Consider the following 23,593-nt stretch of genomic DNA (forward strand, 5'->3'; position numbering starts at 1 on the left):
ACCGACGGGCGGGATGACCCCGGTTTCAGCGATGCAACGCCGCAGCGATCTCCCGGTACGTCTCGAGCGGGTCGGCGTCGTCGGGCAGCGAGTGCAGCGTCACGTGCGACGCGCCGGCGGTGAGGTGCTCGTCGAGTCGCGCTGCGATGGCGTCGGCATCGCCGTGTGCGACGAGCGCGTCGATCAGTCGGTCGCTGCCGCCGTCGCCGATTTCCTCGTCCGAGTAGCCGAGCCGGTTCAGATTGTTGGTGTAGTTGCGCAGATGGAGGTAGGGGTTGTTGACGGGTGGCCGACCGATCGCACGTGCCTTCTCCGGATCGGTCTCGAGCACCACTTTGTGCTCGGGGGCGAGAATCTTGTTCGGCCCCACTGCTTCTCGTGCTTCACGGGTGTGCTCGGGAGTGGTCAGGTAGGGGTGCGCGCCCGCGGTACGGCTCGCGGCCAGCGCGAGCACCTTGGGGCCGAGCGCGGCGAGGACACGACGTTCCATCGGGACCCCGGCCTCGTCGAGGTCGTCGAGGTAGCTCACCAACGCGTCGTACGGCTTCCGATACTCCTGGGTGGCCTCCGGGTGACCGGCACCGATTCCCAGGACGAACCGTCCGGGGTGCTTGCTCTCGATGCGGTGATACGACGCGGCGACGTCGGCGGCTGCATCGGACCAGATGTTCACGATGCCGGTGGCGACGACGACGGTGTCGGTGGCGTCGAGGATCTCCTCGGTGGTCGTCAGGTCCGCGGGCGGCGATCCTCCGAGCCAGATGGTCCCGTAGCCGAAGGACTCGATGGCGCGGGACAACTCCGGCGTGAACGCCGAGTGGAGTCGCCAGACGCCGTACTTGCCGAGTTCAGGTGTGGAAGTCATATTCGAAGTCAACGCAGCAGCCTCTCGAAGATTCCGGGCATTCTCACTCGTCCGGGTCGATGATGCGATTTTCCGGGAACCGTGCGGGCGGCGGACCGAAGGCATCACGGGCGTTCTTGATGACGCCTTTGCCGACCACTCGGTTGCCCGCGCCGCCGATCGCCGCGCCGATTCCTGCGGGGAGCATCTTGCCGACCAGCAGTGCGCTGCGTTTGGCCAGGTATTTGGTGACGAACTTCTTCACCAGCGATTTGTTCATGCTGGCCATCGAGCCGCCCGGAATGCGTGAGGTGATGAGCGGGCCCCAGTTCTTGGCTGTCTTGCCCACGGTTCGTTGAACGATCTGCATGCCCGATTCGCCCAGTGCCACCGACAGCACCAGAGCGCGTCGCTGCTGGTGATTCTCGACGGGAATGCCGTGCACGGATGCGACCGACAGCGTCAGCAGAGCGGACGACTCGATGAAGAAGGCGGTCTCGGCGCCGACCGCGGCGAGCGATGCGACCGTACCGATTCCGGGGACCGCCGCTGCGCCTCCCACTGCCGATCCGCTTCCGGTGACAGCCAGCAGGAATCGCTTCTCGAGCCGTTCGATGATCTGGGCCGGGGTGTCGTACGGGTGTGCTCGACGCACGTGCGCGACGTATTTGTCGACGGCGGGTCCCTGTAGGCGACTGGCGTTGTCCAGGATGTTGACCAGGGCTCGTTCGAGCTTGCCTCCGCTCGAGATCTCGACCTGAGCGTCGTCTTTCTTGCCTGCCATCGATACCTCTTCCGGTTGCGAACGTCGTCGACGCTAGTCGGAGGAGTTACCCGCGAATTCTCGTTGCACACCTACGGGGCAATTTAGACTCGCGAAGTGCAGATTCCTCCGAGCGAGGTGGTGTCCGACGTCGCGCGCCGCGCGCCGTGTGCGGCGTTGCGCCCGTTCGTGCGGCCGTACGAGGGGTATCGGACGCGTGGGTTGGCACCGGGTGATCACGTGGGAATGCCGGGTCCGTATCTGACGGTGATCGTGGCGATGGAGCCGCGCTTGGAGATCGCCCGGGCTCCGCGTCAGGGTGCGGGCGTATTCGAGACGCTGGCGAGTGGGATCACGACGTCGCCGGTGACGATCACCCACGACGGCAACCAGTCGGGAATTCAGTTGTCGTTGACGCCGCTCGGCTCGCGCGCGTTGCTGGGGGTTCCGACGGCGGCGCTGGGGGAGTGGCTGGTCGGGCTCGACGACCTGGTGGGCGCGGACGCAGCCGAACTCCGTGAGCGGGTGTGCGCGGCACCGGCGTGGGCGGCTCGGTTCGATGTGGTGGACGAGATCCTCTTGCGCTGCCTTCGAGAGTTCGACCTCGATTCCCGTCTGGTTCGGGCCTGGACCGCCCTGACGTCGGGTCCGCAGCCGAGCGTCGCCGACGTGGCGCTCGACCTCGGTTGGAGCAGAAGACATTTGGTATCGAAGTTCAGCGCCGAGTTCGGTGTCGGTCCCAAGGAGGCGGTGCGCATCGCGCGGTTCCATCGCTCGCATCGACGGTGGCGCGATCCGGCCTGTACCGACCTCGCTGCGCTGGCGGCCGAGTGCGGCTTCTACGACCAGCCGCATATGAACCGGGAGTGGCGGGCGATGGCCGGTATGTCGCCGACGACGTGGCGAGAGCGTGAAGTGTTCTCATTCGTCCAAGACTGCGCGGCCGTCGACGAGGAAGGTATGGCGTCATGACCACACATATTTGGCCCACCCTGAAGTACGACAACGCACGCGACGCGATTCGATTCATCGTCGACGTGTTGGGATTCGAGGAGCGCGCGGTCTACGGCGACGGCGACCGCGTCGACCATGCAGAACTGCGCTGGCCCGACGGCGGCGGGGTGATGCTGGGCAGTGTCCGCGACGCGAGTGCCATCGGCGAACTGCCGCCGGGTGTCGGGTCGATCTACATCGTCACCGACGACCCCGACGGCATCCACGATCGCGTCGTTGCGGCTGGCGGCACCGTCACGCAGGGGCTGCGCGAGGAGGACTACGGCAGCCGCGGCTTCACCTGCCGCGACGCCGAGGGGGTCTACTGGAGCTTCGGCACCTACGCCGGGGCCTAGCCGTACCTGTCGGACCCCGTAGTTGTCGGACCCCGTAGTTGTCGGACCCCGTAGTTGTCGGACCCCGTAGTTGTCAGACCCAGTGCTCGGGCGGGACCAGCTCGTCGGCCTTCGGCGGCTGCGGCGCAGTGGCGTCGCCGAAGGGCGATCCGCCGAGTGATTCACGTCCGTGCGGTTCGAGCCAGCCGGCCAGATCGGGCCCCTTCGGCACGATGCCCGACGGATTGATGTCGGTGTGCACCTCGTAGTAGTGCCGCTTGATGTGATCGAAGTCGACGGTGTCACCGAATCCGGGAGTCTGGAACAGGTCGCGTGCGTAGTTCCACAGCACCGGCATCTCGGTGAGCTTGCTGCGGTTGCACTTGAAGTGACCGTGATAGACGGGATCGAAACGGACGAGGGTGGTGAACAGTCGCACGTCGGCCTCGGTGATGTGCTCGCCGACGAGATACCGCCGGGTGGACAGCCGCTCGACGAGCCAGTCGAGGCGAGCGAACAGGCGGTCGTACGCCTTCTCGTACGCCTCTTGCGAGCCGGCGAATCCGCAGCGGTAGACGCCGTTGTTGACGTCCTTGAACACCAGATCGGCCACCTCGTCGATCTCGCTGCGGAGCGCCTCCGGGTACAGATCGGGCGCGCCCTCGCGGTGGTACTGCGTCCATTCGGTGCTGAGGTCGAGGGTGATCTGTGGGTAGTCGTTGGTGACGACCTGGCCGGTGGGTACGTCGATGATCGCCGGCACGGTGATGCCTCGTTCGTAATCGGGGAACCGTGCGAAGTAGGCGTCCTGCAACCGAGGGATCTGCAGAACCGAGTCGACGCCGCCCGGCTCCTCCTGGAAGTTCCAGCTGCGCGGGTCGTGGGTCGGACCCGGGATGCCAAGGGACAGAACATCTTCGAGTCCGAGGAGTCGGCGCACGATGATGGACCGGTGGGCCCACGGGCAGGCCCGCGCCGCGATCAACCGGTAACGCCCGGGCTCCACCGGGTAGCCGTCCCGGCCGTCGGCGGTGATGCGCGTCGGGATGTAGTTGGTATCGCGCTTGAATTCCTCGCCCGGCTTCACGTAGGCGGCGTCCTCGGCCATGATCGAACTCCTCACATCGGTCGGTTCCACGAACGCTACCCAGTCCGGACCGGATTCAAGCGCCTAGGTTCGACGCACGGCGGTGTGGCAGGCACCGATCTCCGCATAGCCGAGCCGGGCGGCGAGGCGTCGAGCGGTCGTGTTCTCCGGTCGTGCTCGCCACTGCGGTATCAGGCCGTCGTCGATGGCGTCGTTGGTCGCGAGCCGCCCGACGACCGCCGCATATCCGTGTCGGCGGTGGTTCGGGTCGGTGAGAACACGCATGTCGGCCAGGATCATGTTTTCTTCCGAGTACCCGGCCGAGGCCAGAGATCGCGCAGAGTCCGCGGGTCGGTCGTCTCCGAGCAGGGTGAACCAGTGCCGCGACACCGGCTCGCCGAATGCCTCCGCCACATCGGCTTCGCTGCAGTGCTCCGCAAGAGCGCGGGCGTGCTGTGCGTCGTGGGATATCAGCGGATCGTGGACGTCGATGGTGTGGCCGATCTCGGATCCGTAGGCCAGCGTGTGGGAGTCGATCTCGTACTGCTCGACGCGATCGCCCAGCAGCGTCGACAACCACGTCCGACCGGTCTCTGCCTGGCCCTCGATGCCGCGTGCGGCGTCCACAGCCCAGGAGGGACCGACGATCAGAGTGGTCTGTGCCAGTCGGAGTACGACGACGTTCTCGGTGTCGGTCCGATGTTCGACGCGGTCGGCGGCGGTATCGAGGGCACGATCGTCCAACGACAGCCGTCGGCACCAGGCGAGTCGGACGATGTCGAGTCGGTGAGGATCGAATCGGTCGGCCTCGAAGGCAGGCATATCCACGGTTCGACAGTAGCGACGGCACCGGAACGTCCGTGGCTACGGCGGTTGTGGCGGCATTTCTGTTTCACCGTCCCAAAGCAATCTTTCGAACTTTTTCGCCCCCGGTGTTTCGCTCAGCGCCGATAGATGGCAGACTCGGTATTGAGATTAGAGCTTCGACGTGAAGATCTAGCTCGCTTACAGAAGGTTTACAGAATGACGCAGGGCAGTGTGAAGTGGTTCAACGGCGAAAAGGGCTTCGGCTTCATCGAGCAGGATGGTGGCGGACCGGACGTTTTCGTTCATTACTCGGAGATTCAGGGTAGCGGCTTCAAGTCGCTCGACGAGGGCCAGCGCGTGGAGTTCGAGGTGGGCCAGGGTCAGAAGGGCCCCCAGGCTACCGGCGTCCGCGCCATCTGATTCAAGCTTCGTAACCCGATTTCCCCTGGTGGACTGAAACTCCAGACTTTTTCAGCACCAGAAACTCGGTGACAAGGCCGGATACACGGAAGAAATTCCGAGTATCCGGCCTTCGTCTGTTTCGTGAGGGCACCGACTGCGGTCGGTGCCCATTCTGCGTCTATCGACACCTTTGTTCCCCGGTGGGTGCATTGTCCGGGTTGCTCGATGCTGAGCGGCGGGCCTATATTCCAATTGGAATAATTCGCGCGGGATAAGCAGTTGGGGGATCGATGCGAGCCGGAACCGTCAATCCACTGGGCGTGTCGATTCTGGCTCTGCTCTCGGAGGGTCCGATGCATCCCTACGAGATGTATCAACTGCTGCTCTCTCGCAAGGAAGATCGCATCGTCAAGATTCGTCCAGGTTCGCTCTATCACGCGGTCGCGCGTCTGCACGAGCAGGAACTGGTCGACGAGGTCGGAACCGACCGGGGTGGCAATCGTCCGGAGCGCACCACCTATCGGATCACCCCGGCCGGTCGTCACGTGTTGACCGATCGGCTGACCGAGATTCTGAGAACGCCGGTGCGTGAATACCCGCAGTTCGTCCTGGGCTTGTCCGAAATGCACAACCTTCCCGCGTCGGACGCGACAGCCCTGTTGCGGGAACGAATCGTGGACCTGACCGCGGACATCGAGGAACTGTCGGGCTATCAACAGCTCGCAGCGGATCGCCAAGTAACCGAAATCTATTGGGCAGGAATCGATTACATTCACCACATGCTGCGCGCAGAAGTGCAGTGGCTTACGCGCTACCTCGATCGGATCGACAGCGGCGAGCTCGACTGGCCGCATCACATCTCCGCACATCACACGAACCCGACTTCGGGGATAGGGAGCGCTTCATGAATTCCGTCGAGACTGCCCCGTCGCAGCACGAGATCAGACCGTGGCCGGCGCTGTGGGCGCTCTGCTTGGGCTTTTTCATGATCCTGGTGGACACGACGATCGTCGCCGTCGCTCAGCCCGCAATCCTCACCGGGCTGAACACCGACATCGACAACGTCATCTGGGTCACCAGCGCGTACCTCCTGGCCTATGCCGTTCCTCTGCTGGTCACCGGTCGGATGGGTGACAAGTTCGGCCCGAAGAACCTGTACATCGCCGGCCTCGTGCTCTTCACTCTCGCGTCCGTGTGGTGTGGACTGTCGGGATCGATCGAAATGCTCATCGCGGCGCGCGCGGTTCAAGGTCTCGGCGCGGCGATGATCACCCCGCAGACGATGGCGGTCATCACTCGCGTGTTCCCGGCCGAGAAGCGCGGGACGGCGATGGGGGCATGGGGCGCCGTCGCAGGCGTCGCTACGCTCGTCGGGCCGATTCTCGGCGGTGTCCTGGTCGACTCGCTCGGCTGGGAATGGATTTTCTTCATCAACGTGCCGGTGGGCATTCTCGCAATTGTGTTGGCGCTGAAGTTCGTTCCGGTGTTGCCGACCCACGATCACAAGTTCGATCTACTGGGCGTTGCGCTCAGCGCCGTCGGACTCTTCTGCATCGTCTTCGGCATCCAGGAGGGTCAGAAGTACGACTGGGGCACCGGCGTCTGGATCCTCATCGGAGTCGGGCTGGTCGTCTTCGCGGGGTTCGTCTACTGGCAGTCCGTGAACACCAGTGAGCCGCTGGTGCCCTTGGCCCTCTTCCGCGACCGCAACTTCTCGCTGTCCAATATCGGTATCGCCGCCATGGGCTTCGCGATGTCCGGCATGATGCTGCCGATCATGTTCTACGCGCAGAGCGTCACCGGTCTGACGCCCACCCGATCGGCATTGCTGTTCGTTCCGATGGCGCTGCTCACCGGACTGCTCGCACCCAATATCGGCAAGCTCGTGGACAAGACGCATCCGCGGTACATCGCCGGATCGGGACTCTTCATCCTCGCCGCGTCGCTGCTGTGGTTCGCCTACGAGATGACGCCCACAACGGCGATCTGGAAGTTGCTGCTGCCCGTCGCTGCAATGGGTGTGGCGAATGCGCTGATCTGGTCTCCGTTGGCAGCCACGGCCACTCGTAATCTGCCGATGCGCCAGGCGGGCGCAGGTTCGGGAATTTACAACACCACCCGCATGATCGGCTCGGTACTCGGTAGCGCGGGCATCGGTGCGCTCATTCAGTCACGGCTGGCCGCGGAGCTACCCGCCGGGGGATCGTCCTCTGGCGCAAACGAATTCGCCGGTCGGGTGCCAGAGATGCTGCGTGACGGCTTCACCACCGCCATGGCGCAGTCGCTGATCCTCCCCGCCGTGGTGCTCCTGGTCGGCATGGTCGCGGTCTGCTTCTACGCCCGGCCCGCGTTCGAGAAACCCATGTGAGTGGAACCTCGACCCCTGCTACGAAGTTCCACTCACATGCGGCGAAGCCGCTCTACAGCCCCAGATCCCGGCCGATCAGTTCCTTCATGATTTCGTTCGATCCGGCCCAGATCTTGGTCACGCGAGCGTCTTTCCACGCGCGGGCGGCGCGGTATTCGTTCATGAATCCGTAGCCGCCGTGCAGCTGGACGCAGTGGTCGAGGATTTCGTTCTGCACCTGCGAACTCCACCACTTGGCCTTGGCTGCATCGATGGCCGTCAGTTCGCCCTGGCCGTGGGCGGCGATGCAGTTGTCGATGTATGCCTGTGCCACATCGAGTTTCGTGACGAGTTCGGCGAGCAGAAACTTGTTCCACTGCAGTGAGCCGATCTGCTGGCCGAATGCCTTGCGGTCCTTGGCGTACTGCAGCGTCTCCTCGAGAATGGGTCGTACGTGTCCGAGGTTGGCCACCGAGCAGCTGATGCGTTCCTGGGGGAGCAGCTGCATCATGTGGATGAAGCCGCCGTCGAATTCGCCGATCATGTTGGCGCTGGGTACTCGCACGTTCTCGAAGAACAGTTCCGCGGTGTCGGATTCGGGCTGGCCGACCTTGTCGAGTTTGCGGCCGCGGGTGAATCCTTCGGTTCCGTTCTCGACGGCGAACAGCGTGATGCCCTTCGCCTTCTTCTCGGGCGTCGTGCGCGTGGCGACGATGACGAGGTCGGCGGAGTTGCCGTTGGTGATGAACGTCTTCGAGCCGTTGATGATGAAGTCGTCTCCGTCCTTGACGGCGGTGGTCTTCAGCGCGGCGAGGTCCGAGCCACCGGACGGCTCGGTCATGGCGATCGCGGTGAGGATCTCGCCGCTGCAGAACCCGGGCAGCCAGCGCTTCTTCTGCTCCTCGGTGGTGAGCTTGACGAGGTAGGGCGCGACGATGTCGACGTGGATACCGAAGCACGACGCCACCGCGGCACTCGAGCGGGCGAGTTCCTCACCGAGGACGGCGTTGAATCGGTAGTCCTCGGCTCCGCTGCCGCCGTATTCCTCGGGCACTTCGAGGCCGAGGAACCCGTTGCGTCCTGCCTCGAGCCAGATCTCGCGGTCGATGTATCGCTGCTCGACAAGCTTTTCTTCGACCGGCGCGATGGTCCTGGCGACGAACTCGCGTACCGATGCGCGGAAGTCGTCGTGGTCGGACTCGAACAGGCTGCGCTTCACGTACTTGTTCCTCTCGGTAACGGCTATTGGGGCGAACAATACTCGTTGGTAACTACGCCCCGGAACGCGTGTGGCACTATGCGAGGCATGGCTGACGCACCCACCTCGCTCGTTCGATCGACCACTGCGGCCGGCGCCGAGGTCGCTGTCCTGACGTTCGATCACGGCCCCCTCAATCTGTTCGATCAGGCGATGTTCGACGCGGTGGCCGCGAACGTTGCCGATCTGGTCGCCCGACCGCCGCGTGCCGTGCTGCTGCGCTCCGAGGGCAAGGTCAACTCGGCAGGCGTCGACGTGCACGTGTTCGAGGGCCTGTCCGCTGCGCAGGGTGCCGATCTGTGGCGTGGTCTGTTCGCGCAGATTGCCCATCCACTCGAGGCGCTGCCGTGCCCGGTGATCTACGCCGCGCACGGATTGACGCTCACTGCGGCGTTCGAGATCTCGCTGGCCTGCGACATCATTCTCGCCGGACCCAAGGCGAAGTTCGGTCTGGTCGAGACCGTCGTCGGTCTGACGCCGTCGATGGGCGGACCGCAGCGTCTGGCCGAGCGGGCCGGATCGGGTCGGGCACGCGAGCTCGTCATGACCGGAGATCTGTACGACGCCCAGACGTTGAAGGAGTGGGGTGTGGTCAACCAGATCCACGACGACGTCGACGCCGCGGCGCTCGCGTTGACACATCGCATGGCCGACGGCCCTACCGTCGCCCATGCGGCAACGAAACAGATTGTGGCCGCGTGGCGTTCGGGCGGGGTGGCGCACGCGGACGACATCACGTCGGAGGTGTCGGGTGCATTGTTCGAGACCGAGGATCTGCGCGGTGCCGTGAAGAGTTTCCTCGAGGTCGGCCCGGGTAAGGCGTCGTACACCGGCAAGTAGAATTGCATGAGTGAGTAACGATCAACTGGCCGAACTGCACCTGCACATCGAAGGGTCGCTCGAACCGCCGCTGATCTTCGATCTTGCCGAACGCAACGCAATCACGCTGCCGTACAACGATATCGACGAACTGCAGGCGAAGTACGAGTTCTCCGACCTGCAGTCCTTCCTCGACCTGTACTACGCGAACATGGCCGTGTTGCGCACGGCCGAGGATTTTGCGGATCTGGCACGAGCGTACTTTCGCCGCACCGTGCAGGCCGGGGTGACGCATGCGGAGATCTTCTTCGATCCGCAGGCGCACACCGAGCGCGGTGTACCGCTCCGGGCTGTCGTCGAGGGATTGGCCGACGCCTGTGCGACCAGTGAGCGCGAATTCGGCGTCACCAGTGGTTTGATCGCGTCGATTCTGCGAGACAAGCCGGTGCTGCACGCCAACCAGTTGCTCGACGACCTGTTGGCGATGAACGCACCGATCATCGGCCTCGGTCTCGACTCCGCCGAGGTGGGCTATCCGCCGTCGCTGTTCGTGGACGTGTTCGCCAAGGCGCGAGCCGAGGGCCTGCACGTGGTCGCCCACGCCGGTGAGGAAGGCCCGCCCGACTACATCTGGCAGGCGTTGGATCTGCTGAAGGTCGAGCGCATCGATCACGGCGTGCGATGCCTGGAAGACGAGGCGTTGGTGAATCGACTTGTCGAGGAACAGATTCCGCTCACCGTCTGCCCGTTGTCCAACGTTCGGCTCAAGGTGATCGACGATGTCGCGCAGCTGCCGCTTCGGCAGATGCTCGAACGTGGGTTGTCGGTGTCGATCAATTCCGATGACCCCGCTTATTTCGGCGGGTACGTCGACGACAACTTCACCGCGCTGGAAACGGGAATGGGCCTGACCGCGGACGAGCGCAAGCAGCTGGCGGAGAATTCGGTTCGCGCCAGCTTCGCGACAACCTGAATCAGTTCGCCGTCACCGAGATCTTCGGGTAGCCGGTTGCTCCGTCGGGGACGGTGTCTGCAGTCTTGTTGGTCTGCAGCTCCCCGGCGGAGTTGGTGGCCCGGGCGCGGATCGCGTGCTGGCCCGCCGGCAGGTCGAGCTCGATCATCCACTGCCTCCACGTGTCCTTGGAGTACTCCTCCGACAGGGTTGCCGGCATCCAATTGCCCTCGTCCACTTGTACTTCCACGGCCTCGATGCCGGTGTGCTGATCCCAGGCGACGCCCGCGAACACGGTCTTTCCCGCGGACACGGAGCTGCCCGATCGCGGAGTGTCGATGCGGGCAGCGGTCTTGATCGGTCCGAGGACGCCCCAGCCGCGGTCGGTCCAGTAGGCCGTCACCTTGTCGAATCGGGTGATCTCGATGTCGGTGACCCACTTGGTGGCCGAGACGTATCCGTACAGGCCGGGCACGACCAGTCGCGCCGGGTAACCGTGTTCCACGGGTAGCGGCGCGCCGTTCATCCCGACGGCCAGCAGTGCGTCGCGGCCGTCGAGCAGCACCTCGAGGGGAGTGCCCGCGGTGAAGGCGTCGCTGCTGGAAGACAGAGCCATGTCTGCGTCGGGGGAGATGCCCGCTTCTTCGAGGATGTCCTTCAGCGGGTAGCCGATCCACGTCGCGTTGCCGACGAGGTCGCCGCCGACGATGTTGGACACGCACGTCAACGTGACTGTCTTCTCCACCGCTTGACGCTGCGCCAGATCGGCGAACGTCAACTCGATCTCGCGGTCCACCATGCCGTGGATCCGCAGCGACCACGTATCCGACGCCACCCGCGGCACAACCAACGCGGTGTCGATGCGGTAGAAGTCCTCGTTCGGGGTGATGTACGACGCGAGGCCGTCGATCTTCAGGTCCGCCCCTGCCGGTATCGGCGTCTGCGGCGTCGGGGTCGGGAGCATGAAGCCGAGTCGATCGGCGGTGACCGCTCGCGCCGAGGTGAGCATCCGTCCGGCCGTTCCTGCGACCACTCCGAGTACGGCGGCACCGGCAGCGAGGGTCAGAAAGCTGCGTCGGTTCATCCCGTCGGTCGCCGTGGTGGCGGATCCGATGAGGGCGTGCAGCACGACGACGCCGACGATGACGCCGCCGATGGTCGGGACTGCGTAGAACACCGTCGCGTTGGGTCGGGTCACCGCGGCGAGGACGCCGATTACGCCCAAGACGGCGAACACCGCGGCCCCGATCGGTTTGCGAGCGATTCCCGCCGCGGCGGCGATAGCGCCGATGACCACGGCCATGCCGAGGAACAGGGCGAGCTTGTCGGAGGTGCCGAACGTGTCGATGGCCCATTCACGGACCGGGGCCGGACTGTTGTCGACGGCCGAGGATCCGACGGCGGTCAGTGGTGACGAGTTCGGTCCGATGGGGACGGCGATCAATTCGCCGACGCCGAGGACGACTCCGGCGGCGATGATGCCGGACAGCGCGCGTTTTCCTGTGCTCACCGACTCCAATGTAAGCGAATCCGTCGTGCGCGGTATTTCGTAGCAGGGTACGAGATACCGCTCACGACAGCAGGTGGTTCAGATAGTCGTTGCGGAACAACGCCGTCGGGTCCAGCGAACTGCGGACGCGCAGAAAGTCGTCGAAGTGCTCGTAGGAATCGCGCAGCTCGGCGCTGCCGAGAGAGTGCAGTTTGCCCCAGTGCGGCCGACCACCGACGCTGCGGCAGATGGCTTCGACCGCGTCGAAGTACTCGCGGTGATCACGCCGGTGGTACTGGTGCACGGCGATGTACGCCGTCGGACGCCCCGATGCCGTGGACAACCAGATGTCGTCGGCGGCCGCGAACCGCACCTCGACGGGGAACGCGATGGAGATCGCAGAACGCTCGAGCCAGCGATCCACCTCGCGCAGCACCCAGGCGATCTCGGAGACGGGCACGGCGTATTCCATCTCGACGAACTTGACCGTCCGCGACGACGCGAACACCCGGTACGAGCAGTCGGTGTACTCGCGAGCCGACAGTGCCCTGGCCGAAACCGCGTTCACCCGGGGAATCAACGCAGGCACCCGCGTCACCACTCGGTTGAGACCCTCGAAGACCGTGTTGGACAGCAGTTCGTCGTCGAGATACGAGCGCAGCTTGCCCAGCGGACGTAGAGGAGCGTCACCGGGGAGGCGGGTGTTGCGTTTGGTGAGTACACGGTCGGTGTGCGGAAACCAATAGAACTCGAAATGGTCGACGCCGGCGACGGTGGCATCGAGATCGCGCAGCGTCGCGGTCAGCGTCGACGGCGTCTCGACGGCCTGCAGCGCGAACGCCGCGACGCAGTTCAACGTCACGCGGGTGATGACGCCGAGAGCGCCGAGACCGATGCGGGCGGCGTCGAACAGTTCGGTGTTCTCCGCGCGAGAGCACTGCACCGACTGCCCGTCCGCGGTCATCAGCTCCAGCGCGTGCACCTGGGTGGCGATGCCGCCGAATCGGGCACCGGTTCCGTGAGTGCCCGTCGAGATGGCCCCGGCGACGGACTGCTCGTCGATGTCACCCAGATTGGTCATCGCCAGACCGAGCTCCCACAACCGCGCCGACAGCTCGCGGAGCCGGGTTCCGGCCCACACCGTCACCTGGGCAGATCCGTCGTCGGCGCGTTCGACGGATTCGATACCGCTCAGCGCATCCAAGCCGATCTGGATACCGTCGGTGACGGCAACGGGAGTGAAGGAATGCCCCGCCCCGACGCAGCGCACCGGCAGAGACCGTTCGGCGGCATCGCGCAGAATCGCACGCAGCTCCTCGACCGACGACGGCTCGGCTCGACGTGCCGGGAATGCATGTTGATTGCCCGCCCAGTTCTGCCACGACCGCTCGATCATCGAATCACTATCTCGCAGCGCGCTCCCCTGGGGCAATCCAAGGCACAGATGTCGACCGCGACCTAGTATCGGGTCATGCAATCGAGGCTGCCCGCCGACGTGCGCCGCGCACAACTGGTGCAGTCGGCAATCGACGTCGCCGAGCGGGTCGGTATCGAGTCGCTCACCGTTCGGGCGCTGTCGGAATATGCCGACGTCACCAAGGGCATCGTGCAGTACCACTTCGAGACGAAGCAGGATCTGGTGATCGCGATGGGCGAGCACCTCATCGTGGACGTCACCGAGATACTGCACGCCGCGTTGGACAGCGCGGTCGGAACACACGAACTACCCGGTGTTCGGGGATTGCGCGAGTTGGTGCACAGCGGGCTGAGCGCGGTGTGGTTGCTGATCGAGAAATCGCACGGTCGTCAGCTGTTGGCGTACGAGATCAAGACGTATCTGTTGCGGCATCGCGCACTGGGTTCGGCCACGGCCGCCGAGATCGCCAGCGGTCAGTATCGAATCCGGGATTCCGAGGCGCAGCTGTTCTTCGAGAATTGTTCCGACCACACCGGCACACGGTGGCTCGAACCGGTGGAGTCGATCGCCCGCTTCGGGATGGCGACTCTCGACGGTTTGGTGCTGCGGTGGTTGGTGGACGGCGACGATCTCGAAGTGCTGGCCCAGATCGACGACTTGTCGGGTTTGATCGCCGCCAAGGCCGAAGACCGCTGAGCAGAAGATCGCTGAGTGGAAGAGCGCTCGACGGGACTTCTCGGCTGCGGAGTGTTTGACTGTGTCGGCCCGGCAACGACGACGAAGGAATGTGCCGAATGAGTTCGATCGCCGGTGACACCACCACCGCTACGACCCCGCTGTCCCGCATAGTCGCAGCCACCGAGGATCTCGAATCTCCCTCGGCGGCAGTCGATCTGACTGCTCTCGATGCCAATGCTGCAGCACTGCGTGCCCGCGCGAACGGTGTACCGATCAGGATCGCCAGCAAGTCGGTGCGGTGCCGGGCCGTGTTGAATCGGGTCCTCGCGGCGGAGGGCGTGTCCGGAGTGATGGCCTATTCGCTGCGCGAAGCGATCTGGTTGGCGCAGGCCGGCGTCGACGACATTCTGATGGGGTACCCGACGGTCGATCGAACGGCGCTCGCCGAGGTGGTCAACGACCGCGTGCTGTCGGGACGCATCACCTTGATGGTCGACGACGTCGCGCAGTTGGACCTGGTCCGCGAGGCCGCTCACAGCGACCTGCTCAAGCCCCGCATCTGTATCGACGTGGACGCATCGTTGCGAGTGGGGCCGCTGCACATCGGGGTCAGACGCTCTCCGCTTCGGGATCCGGCGCAGGTGGCGCAGTTCGCCCGTCAGGCTCGCTCGAGGGGGTTCCGGGTGGTGGGGTTGATGTTCTACGAGGCGCAGATCGCCGGCGTTCCCGACGCCAACGTCGCTGTCGAGCTGATGAAGTCGCTGTCGTCTCGCGAGATCGGTGCGCGGAGAACAGCAGTGGTGGACGCCGTGACCGCGGCGATCGGGCCGCTCGAGATCGTCAACAGCGGTGGTACCGGGTCGATCGATTTCTCTGCCGCGGATCCGGCCGTCACCGAGGTCACCGCGGGCTCGGGTCTGTTCGCGCCGACCCTGTTCGATCGGTATCGCGCGTTCTCGGCAGAACCGTCGCTGTTCTTCGCACTGCCGGTGGTGCGCAAGCCGACTCCGCGGATCGCCACCGCGTTCGGCGGCGGCTACATCGCGTCGGGCCCGGCGTCCTGGTCGCGGTCACCCCGACCTGTCGGCTGGTCCAGGAGGGCAGCGGGCGTTGTCGCGTCGGGCCTGAAACTGCTGCGCAACGAGGGCGCGGGGGAGGTGCAGACCCCGGTGAGCGGGGCCGACGAGGTGCGCATCGGCGATCGAATCTGGTTCCGCCACGCCAAGGCCGGGGAGTTGTGCGAGCGGTTCGACACCCTGTCTCTGGTGCATTCCGATGGATCGGTCGACGCCGTTCCCACCTACCGCGGTGAGGGTATGGCGTTCGGCTGACGTGCGTTCTCGCACAGTCGCATGAACGTGCCGAGCGTGACGAGTCCGTCCGGGGTCGACGGTAGATACTGGGTCAGTGCGTGTGAGCGCACCAGTATCGCGGCCCACTGACCGCGAGAGATGGCGACGTTGAGTCTGTTGCGCGACAACAGGAATCCCATTCCGCGGGGCACGTCCTCGATGGCCGACGCTGCCATGGAGATGAGTACCACGGGCGCCTGACGGCCCTGGAATTTGTCTACGGTTCCTACCGACACCTCGTCGAGTCCGGCGGCCGCGAGTTGCTCGACGATGACGGCGACCTGTGCGTTGTAGGCCGCGACCACCAGAAAGTCGGTCTGCTGCATCGGCCGCGGGGCGCTGCCGTATGCCGGATCCACCCACGGCCGACCGAGCAACGACCGGACCCGCGTGACGATCTCGTCGGCTTCCTCGATCGAGTCGGTGGAATTGCCGTGGTGGTCCAGCTGGACCACATGCAGGCCCGGTTCCAGACCCGACAGCGAACGAGACTGTGTCACTTCCTTGTTCGATTCGAGCTTGCCCTCGTACGACAGCGTCGACACCGGCGCGCACAGATCCGGGTGCATCCGCCACGTCGTTGCCAGGAAATAGCCGCGGTCGGCGGGCAGAGTGGCGTGCCCGGTCGTCAGCCATCCCAGGGCCGACTCGTCGACGGGCTCGGGGTGGGTGCCTTGACTGACCTGGGGGAGCTGCGCCGGGTCGCCGAGAAGAAGCAGGTTGCGTGCCGATACCGAGACGGCGATGGTGTTGGCGAGGGAGAACTGACCTGCCTCGTCGACGACGAGTAGATCGAGAGAGCCGGGTGGGATTCGGCCGGGGTTGGAGAAATCCCAGGCGGTGCCGCCGATGACGCAGCCCTCGTCGGCCTCGGTGACGAAGTGCGAGTATCCGGTGATGTCCACGACGGTGTGTGCGGTCGGGGCCTTCTTGCCCACCTTCGACGCGTCGACCCCGGCCCCGACGATGGTGTCGAGCAAGTTGTTCACCACGTGATGCGACTGGCCGACCACTCCGATCCGCCAATGATGGTTGTTCACCAGCTGTTCGATGACGCGCGCCGCCGTGTAGGTCTTCCCGGTGCCGGGCGGGCCCTGCACCGCGACGTACGAATTGTCGAGATCGAGCAGCGCGGCCGTGATCGCGTGTGCGTAGTCGTTGTCGTGGACCGCAGGAAGGCCGGAGCCGGAACGGGTTCGAGGCGTCGAGCGCATCAGCAGATCGGCGACGGCAGTTCGCGGCAGTTCCGGCAACCCGCCGAGAACCTCGGTTGCGACGGAGACGATCGCCTGCTCGAGATGTTTGGTGTTCGGCGGCGGCTCGGGGGCGGTGGCAACCGGGAAATCGGTGTACTCCTGCACGCCCTTGCGTAGATTCTCCTGTACGACAATCACATCCAGGGTGCCCTCGTAGCCGGTCCGGACGATTTCGACCGATGTGGTGGCCCGGTGCGTCTGTTGCTGCTTCGTCAACCCCTCCGGGGCCGGATTCTCGTACAGCAGTTTCACCTTCGAGCCGGACAGCACGCCGTTGCTCAGGTGTCCGACCAGTGTGACCTGACGACGCAGCACCCGCTGCCCGGGTGCAGTTTTCATCCAGTCGTGCACCAGCTCGGCGCGTTCGACCTTCAATACGTCTGCGGCGTCGGCCCATTCGTCGAGCGGATGGGTCAGGCGGTCGTAGTGGCCCCACCAGAACGGCTTGTTCTCTCGTCGGTGATACCCGATGGCTCCGGCGAACAATCCGAGCGCGTGCTGCGTCGGTGTGCGATCCCACGGCAGTCCGGCGCGCTCGGTGAGTTCGAGTTCGAGTGGGGTCGCGGTGCGGTCGACGACGTCCTCGAGGTCCAGCTGCTGCGGCGACCGCGGTGCCACGCCGGCGTCCGATGCCCGATCGAGCAGCCAATCTCGCAGTCGCAGTGTCGATTCGCAGTCGGTGCGGTTGTACTCGGCGATGTCGGCGAGCAGAGCTGCTGCCTCGGCGTCCTTGCCTCGATCTCGCAGTTCGCACCAGTGCGCGTATTCGACGATCGACGCCGCCGCGTCGGTGACGTCTCCGTCACGGGCCGCGGGCATGTAGAGCGGTTCGAGTTTCTTGATGCTGTACGAGCGAGCACCGATGCGAACAGCGGACCGCACGACGGGGTAGAGGTCGACCAGAACGTTCTCTCTCAGCAGATCGTCGACGGCGTCCTCGCCCACTCCGTACCGGCCGGCCAGCCGCAGCAGAGCCGTCTTCTCGTACGGCGCATAGTGATACACGTGCATCTTCGGATATTCGGCTCGGCGGGCGGCGACATAGTCGAGGAAGTCGAGGAGCGCACGGCGTTCCTGAGCGCGGTCGTGCGCCCAGAACGGCAGGAAGTCGCCGTTCGCGGTGTAGACGCCGAACAGGTACTCGAGACCCCAGTCGGACGAACCGGATTCCGCGTACAGCGGATCTCCCTCGAAGTCGAAGAAGATGTCACCGTCGTCGGGCTCGGGAATCACCCCCAGTGCTTCGGCGTCGAAGATCTCGAATTCGGCTGCCCCGCTGTGCTCTTGGCGCACCTGTAGAGCCGCCTGCGCGCGCAGGTTCTCCAGTGTTCGAGTGGACATGCCGTCCACCGGGGTACTCGACTCGGCGAGCTCGTCGATCGACGAGATCCCCGCGTCCAGGAGGCGGTCCCTGGTGCTGCCGCGTATGCCGGCGACGAGCACCAGATCGCGATGCTGCTCCACCTCGGCGGTGCAGGCATCGCATTGCCCGCATCCCGAATACCGCGGATCGAACCAATCGACGACGGTGCCCTCGGCGTGATGCTCGTCGAGAATGTGCTGCAGGTGTGCTCTCGACTGCCGGTAGACCGGAAGAATGTCGGCCAGCGCGTGCGCGGAGTCACTGCCGTCGCCGAGCATCAGATGCACCTGTTCGCTCGGAGTGATACCCCCGGCCTGCAGCGCGTCGGCGTACGCGGCCAACTGCAGCAGCGCCGGCACCTTTGCGTGTCTCGACAGTTTCGTGTCGTAGACGGTGTATCGAGAACCGTCGGCAACCAAGAAGTCGCAGAATCCGAGAAACCGTCCGTCGAAGAAGGTGGCCTGGTAGAGCACCGGCGTGCGTGAGGTCAGGGCAGTGAAGGTCGCCCACGCCGCGTCCGCCAGTTCCTGGGCGGTGCGGCCCGGTCGGTCCATGGTCAGGACCCCACCGGGGAAGCGCCGCTCGAACGCGTCGAGTTGGCGTCGTTCGTGCTCGAATCCGAGTGTGGACGTGCGGTCGAGCATCGGGTCGGCCGCGACGCTCTGCCGGGGGATCAGGCCGGTGACAGCGTCCAGTCGTCGGAGCAGGCCGAATTCGCAGGACGCCGCCGCGGCGAGGTCGCTGGCGCTGTAGACGACCTGATCGCCGAGGAGGAACACAAGCGTCCACCCTAGCGACCCGCGACAGCGGCACCGGTCACGTTGCGCGCGGAAGCCGGCGGGAAGAGGCAAAATGATTCAATGCCTTTTTTCGACGGAGCCACCGGTGCTGTCCACTATCGAACCTGGACCGTCGCCGACGCTCGATTCGGTCTCGTTTTCCTGCACGGTCTCGGCCAGAACAGCGCCCACTACCACCGCTTCGCTCGGCTGCTGAACGAGCGCGGGGTGGACGTGTGGGCGGTCGATCACGTGGGGCACGGTCTGACCGAGGGCGAACTGACCGACGCAGCACAGATCCCCGGTCTCGCCCAGAACGCGCTTCAGTTGATCGACATCGCCGAGGCCGAGCACCCCGAGTTGTCGTTCGCTCTGATGGGCCATTCGCTCGGAGCTGCGACGGCCATCGCAGCGCTGGGTGCGCATCCCGAGGCCGTTCGGTGCGCGATCCTGTGCGGAACGCCGAAATCCGTGACGGGTTCTGCCGACGACCTGTCCGACAACGTCATTCCGTTGCTGGCCGTACACGGCGTCGACGATCGTCTGGCACCGGTCGATGCCGTGCGTGAATGGATCGGGCGCGTTCCGCAGGCGAGCTTGCGCGAGTTCGAGGACGGCGGCCACGACCTGCTGCACGAAAAGATTCACCAGGCCGTGACGACGGTGGTCGCCGAATTCCTCGACGATCACATGCACTGACGATCACGTGCACTGACGGTCACATGCTGTACGGCGAAGGGCCCGACGCGATTGCTCGCGTCGGGCCCTTCGGCACTCGTGTTGGGTGATCTACGAGTAGATGGCCTCGATGTCGCTGCCACGTTCGGTGTGGATGATGTTGCGCTTGAGCTTCATCGTCGGGGTCAGCTCGCCGGTCTCGACGGTGAAGTCGTTCTCGAGGATCGTGTACTTCTTGATCTGCTCGGGGTTGGAGACCTTCTTGTTGGCCTCGGCCACGGCCTTGTCGATTTCGGCGACGAGGTCGGCGTTCTTGGACAGTTCGGAGAACGGGATGTCGGCAGCGAGGTTGTGGCGTTCGAGCCAGCCCGGCATCGCTTCGGGGTCGAGGGTGATGAGCGCACCGATGAACGGCTTGGCGTCACCGACGACGAGGCACTGGCTGATGATCGCGTTGGCGCGCAATGCGTCCTCGAGCACCGCGGGGGCGACATTCTTGCCGCCTGCGGTGACGATGATTTCCTTCTTGCGGCCGGTGATCGAGACGAAGCCTTCCTGGTCGATCGAGCCGAGGTCGCCGGTGTGGAACCAGCCGTCGACGATCGCTTCGGCGGTGGCCTTCTCGTTGTGCCAGTAGCCGCTGAACACCACCGGGCCCTTGAGCAGCAGTTCGCCGTCCTCGGCGACCTTGACCGCGTGGCCGTCGATGGGCTTGCCGACGGTGCCGACACGCTGTTCCTTGGTGGTGTTGACGGTGACGGCCGCACTGGTCTCGGTCAGTCCGTAGCCCTCGTAGACCGGTACGCCTGCGCCGCGGAAGAAGTGGCCGAGGCGAGCGCCGAGGGGGCCGCCGCCCGAGACCGCTCGATCGCAGTTGCCGCCGAGCGCAGCCCGCAGCTTGGAGTAGACGAGCTTGTCGAAGACGGTGTGCTTGAGATTGAGGACCAGGCCTGCGCCGCCCTTCTCCTGGGCCTCGCTCCACTCGATGGCCGTCGCGGCGGCCTTGTCGAAGATGCTGCCCTTGCCGCCGTCGTGTGCCTTCTGCTTGGCCGAGTTGTAGACCTTCTCGAACACGCGCGGCACCGAAAGAATGAAGTTCGGCTTGAAGACGGCGAACTGATCCACCAGGGTCGACACGTCCGAGGTGTGGCCGACGGTCACCTTCGACTCGAACGAGCCGAACGACACCGCGCGGGCGAACACATGCGCCATCGGGAGGAACATCAAGGTGCGGTTGCCCTCGCGCATGGAGTCGTGCAGCGCGATCTGAGTGGCCTGGACCTCGGCGTAGAAGTTGGCGTGTGTCAGCTGCACGCCCTTGGGGCGACCGGTGGTGCCCGAGGTGTAGATCAGGGTGGCAGGCGAGGCAGCGGTCACCTGGTGTCGGCGGGTATGCACGTCCTCGTCGCTGACTCCTGCGCCTCGGGTGGTCAGCTCGTCGATGGCACCGCCGTCGATCTGGAGTACCTCACGCAGTTCGGCGGCACCCTCGGTGACGTCCTTCAGGTTCGAGACGTGCGATGCGGTCTCGACTACGAGCAGCTTGGTAGCGGAGTCCTCGAGGATCCACTGGGCCTGATCGGGCGACGAGGTCTCGTAGATCGCGACGGTGCACCCGCCGGCGGTCCAGATGGCGTAGTCGAGGACGACCCACTCGTAGCGGGTCGCGCTGAGGATCGCGACGCGGTCGCCGAGTTCGACGCCCGACGCGATCAGGCCCTTGGCCACGGCGGTGACCTCTTTGGCGAACTGACCCGCGGTGACGTCGGTCCAGGTGCCGTTCACCAGGCGCTGGAACGGGACGAAGTTCGGTGATTCCTTCTGGTACCGGAAGACGGTGTCGGCCATGGATGCGTCGTCGGGAATGGTGAATGACGCCGGCACAGAATATTCGCGCACTGCTGGACCCCTTACGGATAAATAGCGTGGTAGTTGTGCATTTCATCACACCCGAGTCCGTAACGCACCACCGAGGTTGTCCGGTTTGTCGATTTTCCGTCGTTTCGAGTGGAGCTGAGTGTGACTCGGGGTACAACATAACGGTGTCCGGTCGTGCATCTCCGTCGGGTTGCCGTCGTGAGAACGCTCGCACCTGCCGCCCACCGCGGCTGATTTCGTCACCTGATCAGCGCAGAAGGAGTCGCGTGGGCCGGGCAGGTACTAAACTCGGCTGTATATGAGCACTTCAGAATCTGATCAGGATGCCGCCGTGACGTCTGACGAGACGAGTTCGCCCCGTCCCGCCCCAGAGGGTGACGACATCACCTTCGCCGATCTCGGAATCGACGAGCGGGTCTTGAAGGCCCTGCACGATGTCGGGTACGAGAGCCCGTCGCCCATTCAGGCGGCGACCATCCCGCCGTTGATGGCAGGCAACGACGTCGTCGGCCTCGCGCAGACCGGCACGGGTAAGACCGCCGCGTTCGCGGTGCCGATCCTGTCCCGACTCGACGTCTCGCGTCGGACGCCGCAGGCCCTGGTGCTGGCGCCGACCCGCGAGCTCGCGCTGCAGGTGGCCGAGGCGTTCGGCAAGTACGCCACCCACATTCCGGGTCTGCACATCCTGCCCATCTACGGTGGTCAGGCGTACGGCATCCAGTTGTCCGGTCTGCGCAAGGGTGCGCAGATCATCGTCGGCACCCCCGGTCGCGTGATCGATCACCTCGAGAAGGGCACCCTCGACCTGTCCGGTCTCGAGTACCTGGTGCTCGACGAGGCCGACGAGATGCTCAAGATGGGGTTCCAGGAGGACGTCGAGCGCATCCTCTCCGACACTCCCGAGTACAAGCAGGTCGCGTTGTTCTCGGCCACGATGCCGGCCGCGATTCGCAAGATCTCCAAGCAGTATCTGCACGACCCGGTGGAGATCACCGTCAAGACCAAGACGTCGACGGCACCGAACATCACGCAGCGCTACGTGCAGGTTGCGCATCAGCGCAAGCTCGAGGCGCTCACTCGAATCTTCGAGGTCGAAGAGTTCGAGGCCATGATCATGTTCGTGCGCACCAAGCAGGCCACCGAAGAGCTCGCCGAGAAGTTGCGCGCACGGGGATTCTCCGCCGCCGCGATCAACGGCGACATCGTGCAGGCTCAGCGTGAGCGCACCATCGGCCAGCTCAAGAACGGCCAGATCGACATTCTGGTGGCCACCGATGTGGCGGCTCGTGGTCTCGACGTCGACCGCATCTCACACGTCATCAACTACGACATCCCGCACGACACAGAGTCCTACGTGCACCGCATCGGTCGTACCGGCCGCGCGGGTCGCGCCGGTCAGGCTCTGTTGTTCGTTGCGCCGCGGGAGCGTCACCTGCTCAAGGCCATCGAGCGCGCGACGCGGCAACCGATCACCGAGATGCAGTTGCCCAGCGTCGACGACGTCAATGCGCAGCGCGTGACGAAGTTCAAGGACTCCATCACCGAGAGTCTCGGCAACGAGAATCTGGCGCTGTTCCGCCGTCTCATCGAGGACTACGAGCGCGAGCACGACGTACCGCTGGTGGACATCGCGGCAGCGCTGGCCATCCAGTCGCGCGACGGCGAAGCCTTCCTGCTCGAGCCCGAGCCGCCTGCCCCGCCGCGGGCACCCCGCGAGCCGCGTGAGCCGCGGCCGCCGCGCACGTTCGACGAGGATGCGGCCAGCTCGCATCACCGCAAGACGGGCCAGGAGATGGCGACGTACCGCATCAGCGTCGGAAAGCGTCATCACGTCGCCCCGGGTGCCATCGTCGGTGCCATCGCCAACGAAGGTGGTCTGCGTCGAAGCGACTTCGGGCACATCAGCATTCGCCCCGACCATTCCCTGGTCGAGTTGCCTGCCGACCTCGCCGACGAGACGGTCGAAGCGCTGCGTCGCACCCGCATCAGTGGCGTGCTGATTCAGCTGCAACCCGACTCCGGTCCTCCCGGACGCAGTGGCGGTCCGCGCGGCGGCGGAAAGTTCAAGGGCAGGCGCTAGCGCGCCACGTGCGCGG

Annotated in this window: 20 protein-coding genes; 11 read left to right on the forward strand and 9 right to left on the reverse strand. The window is 65.0% G+C overall.

Features of this window, described 5'->3' with window-relative positions; genetic code table 11:
* Nucleotides 1-25: 25 nt before the first annotated feature.
* Nucleotides 26-865 (reverse strand): LLM class F420-dependent oxidoreductase, encoded by an 840-nt coding sequence (locus QM588_RS16115; RefSeq protein ID WP_230074645.1) that lies wholly within the window; start codon nt 863-865, stop codon nt 26-28.
* Nucleotides 866-908: 43 nt separating this feature from the next.
* Nucleotides 909-1,628 carry a hypothetical protein gene (locus tag QM588_RS16120; protein ID WP_283314720.1) on the reverse strand — a complete coding sequence of 240 codons (720 nt, stop codon included), beginning with the start codon at nt 1,626-1,628 and terminating at the stop codon, nt 909-911.
* A gap of 96 nt (nt 1,629-1,724) precedes the next feature.
* On the opposite strand from QM588_RS16120, the gene QM588_RS16125 reads away from it, so the two are divergent.
* Together QM588_RS16125 and QM588_RS16130 are read left to right on the forward strand one after the other, a co-directional pair.
* Entirely contained in the window at nt 1,725-2,579 is an 855-nt protein-coding gene (locus tag QM588_RS16125; RefSeq protein ID WP_283314723.1) for a helix-turn-helix domain-containing protein, read from the forward strand.
* A complete protein-coding gene (locus QM588_RS16130) occupies nt 2,576-2,956 on the forward strand; it encodes a VOC family protein (protein WP_283314725.1) in 381 nt (126 codons plus the stop codon). Before QM588_RS16125 ends, QM588_RS16130 begins: the two co-directional genes overlap by 4 nt.
* Nucleotides 2,957-3,029: 73 nt before the next feature.
* Here the strand turns inward: QM588_RS16130 and QM588_RS16135 are convergent, their stop codons facing one another.
* A complete protein-coding gene (locus tag QM588_RS16135) occupies nt 3,030-4,043 on the reverse strand; it encodes a glutathione S-transferase family protein (protein WP_283314726.1) in 1,014 nt (337 codons plus the stop codon).
* Between the two features lie 63 nt (nt 4,044-4,106).
* Nucleotides 4,107-4,844: a GNAT family N-acetyltransferase gene (locus tag QM588_RS16140; RefSeq protein WP_283314848.1), complete on the reverse strand. Its 738-nt coding sequence runs from the start codon at nt 4,842-4,844 to the stop codon at nt 4,107-4,109.
* 201 nt (nt 4,845-5,045) lie between these two features.
* On the opposite strand from QM588_RS16140, the gene QM588_RS16145 reads away from it, so the two are divergent.
* The 3 genes from QM588_RS16145 (at nt 5,046) to QM588_RS16155 (ending at nt 7,599) form a co-directional block, all read left to right on the forward strand.
* Nucleotides 5,046-5,249, forward strand: a complete 204-nt coding sequence (locus QM588_RS16145) for a cold-shock protein (RefSeq protein ID WP_008714360.1) — start codon at nt 5,046-5,048, stop codon at nt 5,247-5,249.
* Between the two features lie 272 nt (nt 5,250-5,521).
* Nucleotides 5,522-6,139 carry a PadR family transcriptional regulator gene (locus tag QM588_RS16150; RefSeq protein WP_283314729.1) on the forward strand — a complete coding sequence of 206 codons (618 nt, stop codon included), beginning with the start codon at nt 5,522-5,524 and terminating at the stop codon, nt 6,137-6,139.
* Nucleotides 6,136-7,599: a DHA2 family efflux MFS transporter permease subunit gene (locus tag QM588_RS16155; RefSeq protein ID WP_283314730.1), complete on the forward strand. Its 1,464-nt coding sequence runs from the start codon at nt 6,136-6,138 to the stop codon at nt 7,597-7,599. The genes QM588_RS16150 and QM588_RS16155 overlap by 4 nt, the downstream gene beginning before the upstream one ends.
* A 52-nt stretch (nt 7,600-7,651) precedes the next feature.
* Here QM588_RS16155 and QM588_RS16160 read toward each other — a convergent pair whose 3' ends face one another.
* Nucleotides 7,652-8,797 carry an acyl-CoA dehydrogenase family protein gene (locus QM588_RS16160; RefSeq protein ID WP_283314732.1) on the reverse strand — a complete coding sequence of 382 codons (1,146 nt, stop codon included), beginning with the start codon at nt 8,795-8,797 and terminating at the stop codon, nt 7,652-7,654.
* Nucleotides 8,798-8,884: 87 nt separating this feature from the next.
* On the opposite strand from QM588_RS16160, the gene QM588_RS16165 reads away from it, so the two are divergent.
* Nucleotides 8,885-9,676, forward strand: a complete 792-nt coding sequence (locus QM588_RS16165) for an enoyl-CoA hydratase/isomerase family protein (protein WP_283314735.1) — start codon at nt 8,885-8,887, stop codon at nt 9,674-9,676.
* 10 nt (nt 9,677-9,686) lie between these two features.
* Nucleotides 9,687-10,628 (forward strand): adenosine deaminase, encoded by a 942-nt coding sequence (locus tag QM588_RS16170; protein WP_283314738.1) that lies wholly within the window; start codon nt 9,687-9,689, stop codon nt 10,626-10,628.
* Between the two features lies 1 nt (nt 10,629).
* On the opposite strand, the gene QM588_RS16175 is transcribed toward QM588_RS16170, so the two are convergent.
* Entirely contained in the window at nt 10,630-12,117 is a 1,488-nt protein-coding gene (locus tag QM588_RS16175; protein ID WP_283314740.1) for a molybdopterin-dependent oxidoreductase, read from the reverse strand.
* Between the two features lie 61 nt (nt 12,118-12,178).
* Nucleotides 12,179-13,492: a D-arabinono-1,4-lactone oxidase gene (locus QM588_RS16180; protein ID WP_283314742.1), complete on the reverse strand. Its 1,314-nt coding sequence runs from the start codon at nt 13,490-13,492 to the stop codon at nt 12,179-12,181.
* Between the two features lie 75 nt (nt 13,493-13,567).
* Between QM588_RS16180 and QM588_RS16185 the strand changes: the two genes are divergently transcribed.
* Both QM588_RS16185 and QM588_RS16190 read left to right on the forward strand, forming a co-directional pair.
* Nucleotides 13,568-14,209 (forward strand): TetR/AcrR family transcriptional regulator, encoded by a 642-nt coding sequence (locus tag QM588_RS16185; protein ID WP_027498003.1) that lies wholly within the window; start codon nt 13,568-13,570, stop codon nt 14,207-14,209.
* A 98-nt stretch (nt 14,210-14,307) separates the two neighbouring features.
* Nucleotides 14,308-15,522, forward strand: a complete 1,215-nt coding sequence (locus QM588_RS16190; protein ID WP_045840970.1) for an alanine racemase — start codon at nt 14,308-14,310, stop codon at nt 15,520-15,522.
* On the opposite strand, the gene QM588_RS16195 is transcribed toward QM588_RS16190, so the two are convergent.
* Nucleotides 15,492-18,941 carry a TM0106 family RecB-like putative nuclease gene (locus QM588_RS16195; RefSeq protein WP_283314745.1) on the reverse strand — a complete coding sequence of 1,150 codons (3,450 nt, stop codon included), beginning with the start codon at nt 18,939-18,941 and terminating at the stop codon, nt 15,492-15,494. The genes QM588_RS16190 and QM588_RS16195 overlap by 31 nt on opposite strands.
* An 81-nt stretch (nt 18,942-19,022) precedes the next feature.
* Between QM588_RS16195 and QM588_RS16200 the strand changes: the two genes are divergently transcribed.
* On the forward strand, nt 19,023-19,640 hold the full coding sequence (locus tag QM588_RS16200) for an alpha/beta hydrolase (RefSeq protein ID WP_032375181.1): 618 nt from the start codon (nt 19,023-19,025) through the stop codon (nt 19,638-19,640).
* Between the two features lie 90 nt (nt 19,641-19,730).
* On the opposite strand, the gene QM588_RS16205 is transcribed toward QM588_RS16200, so the two are convergent.
* Nucleotides 19,731-21,518: an AMP-dependent synthetase/ligase gene (locus QM588_RS16205; RefSeq protein ID WP_283314749.1), complete on the reverse strand. Its 1,788-nt coding sequence runs from the start codon at nt 21,516-21,518 to the stop codon at nt 19,731-19,733.
* Between the two features lie 277 nt (nt 21,519-21,795).
* Here QM588_RS16205 and QM588_RS16210 point away from each other — a divergent pair, with 277 nt between their 5' ends.
* Nucleotides 21,796-23,577, forward strand: a complete 1,782-nt coding sequence (locus QM588_RS16210) for a DEAD/DEAH box helicase (RefSeq protein WP_442972934.1) — start codon at nt 21,796-21,798, stop codon at nt 23,575-23,577.
* The last annotated feature ends 16 nt before the right edge of the window (nt 23,578-23,593 follow it).

The organism is Rhodococcus sp. IEGM 1354 (assembly GCF_030056855.1).
Taxonomy (GTDB): Bacteria; Actinomycetota; Actinomycetes; order Mycobacteriales; family Mycobacteriaceae; genus Rhodococcoides.

Bases quoted from the DNA above. Each gene is read 5' to 3' on its own strand.
- QM588_RS16115 (WP_230074645.1), bottom strand. From the start codon at position 865: ATGACTTCCACACCTGAACTCGGCAAGTACGGCGTCTGGCGACTCCAC.
- QM588_RS16120 (WP_283314720.1), bottom strand. From the start codon at position 1,628: ATGGCAGGCAAGAAAGACGACGCTCAGGTCGAGATCTCGAGCGGAGGC.
- QM588_RS16130 (WP_283314725.1), top strand. From the start codon at position 2,576: ATGACCACACATATTTGGCCCACCCTGAAGTACGACAACGCACGCGAC.
- QM588_RS16135 (WP_283314726.1), bottom strand. From the start codon at position 4,043: ATGGCCGAGGACGCCGCCTACGTGAAGCCGGGCGAGGAATTCAAGCGC.
- QM588_RS16140 (WP_283314848.1), bottom strand. From the start codon at position 4,844: ATGCCTGCCTTCGAGGCCGACCGATTCGATCCTCACCGACTCGACATC.
- QM588_RS16145 (WP_008714360.1), top strand. From the start codon at position 5,046: ATGACGCAGGGCAGTGTGAAGTGGTTCAACGGCGAAAAGGGCTTCGGC.
- QM588_RS16150 (WP_283314729.1), top strand. From the start codon at position 5,522: ATGCGAGCCGGAACCGTCAATCCACTGGGCGTGTCGATTCTGGCTCTG.
- QM588_RS16155 (WP_283314730.1), top strand. From the start codon at position 6,136: ATGAATTCCGTCGAGACTGCCCCGTCGCAGCACGAGATCAGACCGTGG.
- QM588_RS16165 (WP_283314735.1), top strand. From the start codon at position 8,885: ATGGCTGACGCACCCACCTCGCTCGTTCGATCGACCACTGCGGCCGGC.
- QM588_RS16180 (WP_283314742.1), bottom strand. From the start codon at position 13,492: ATGATCGAGCGGTCGTGGCAGAACTGGGCGGGCAATCAACATGCATTC.
- QM588_RS16185 (WP_027498003.1), top strand. From the start codon at position 13,568: ATGCAATCGAGGCTGCCCGCCGACGTGCGCCGCGCACAACTGGTGCAG.
- QM588_RS16190 (WP_045840970.1), top strand. From the start codon at position 14,308: ATGAGTTCGATCGCCGGTGACACCACCACCGCTACGACCCCGCTGTCC.
- QM588_RS16200 (WP_032375181.1), top strand. From the start codon at position 19,023: ATGCCTTTTTTCGACGGAGCCACCGGTGCTGTCCACTATCGAACCTGG.
- QM588_RS16210 (WP_442972934.1), top strand. From the start codon at position 21,796: ATGAGCACTTCAGAATCTGATCAGGATGCCGCCGTGACGTCTGACGAG.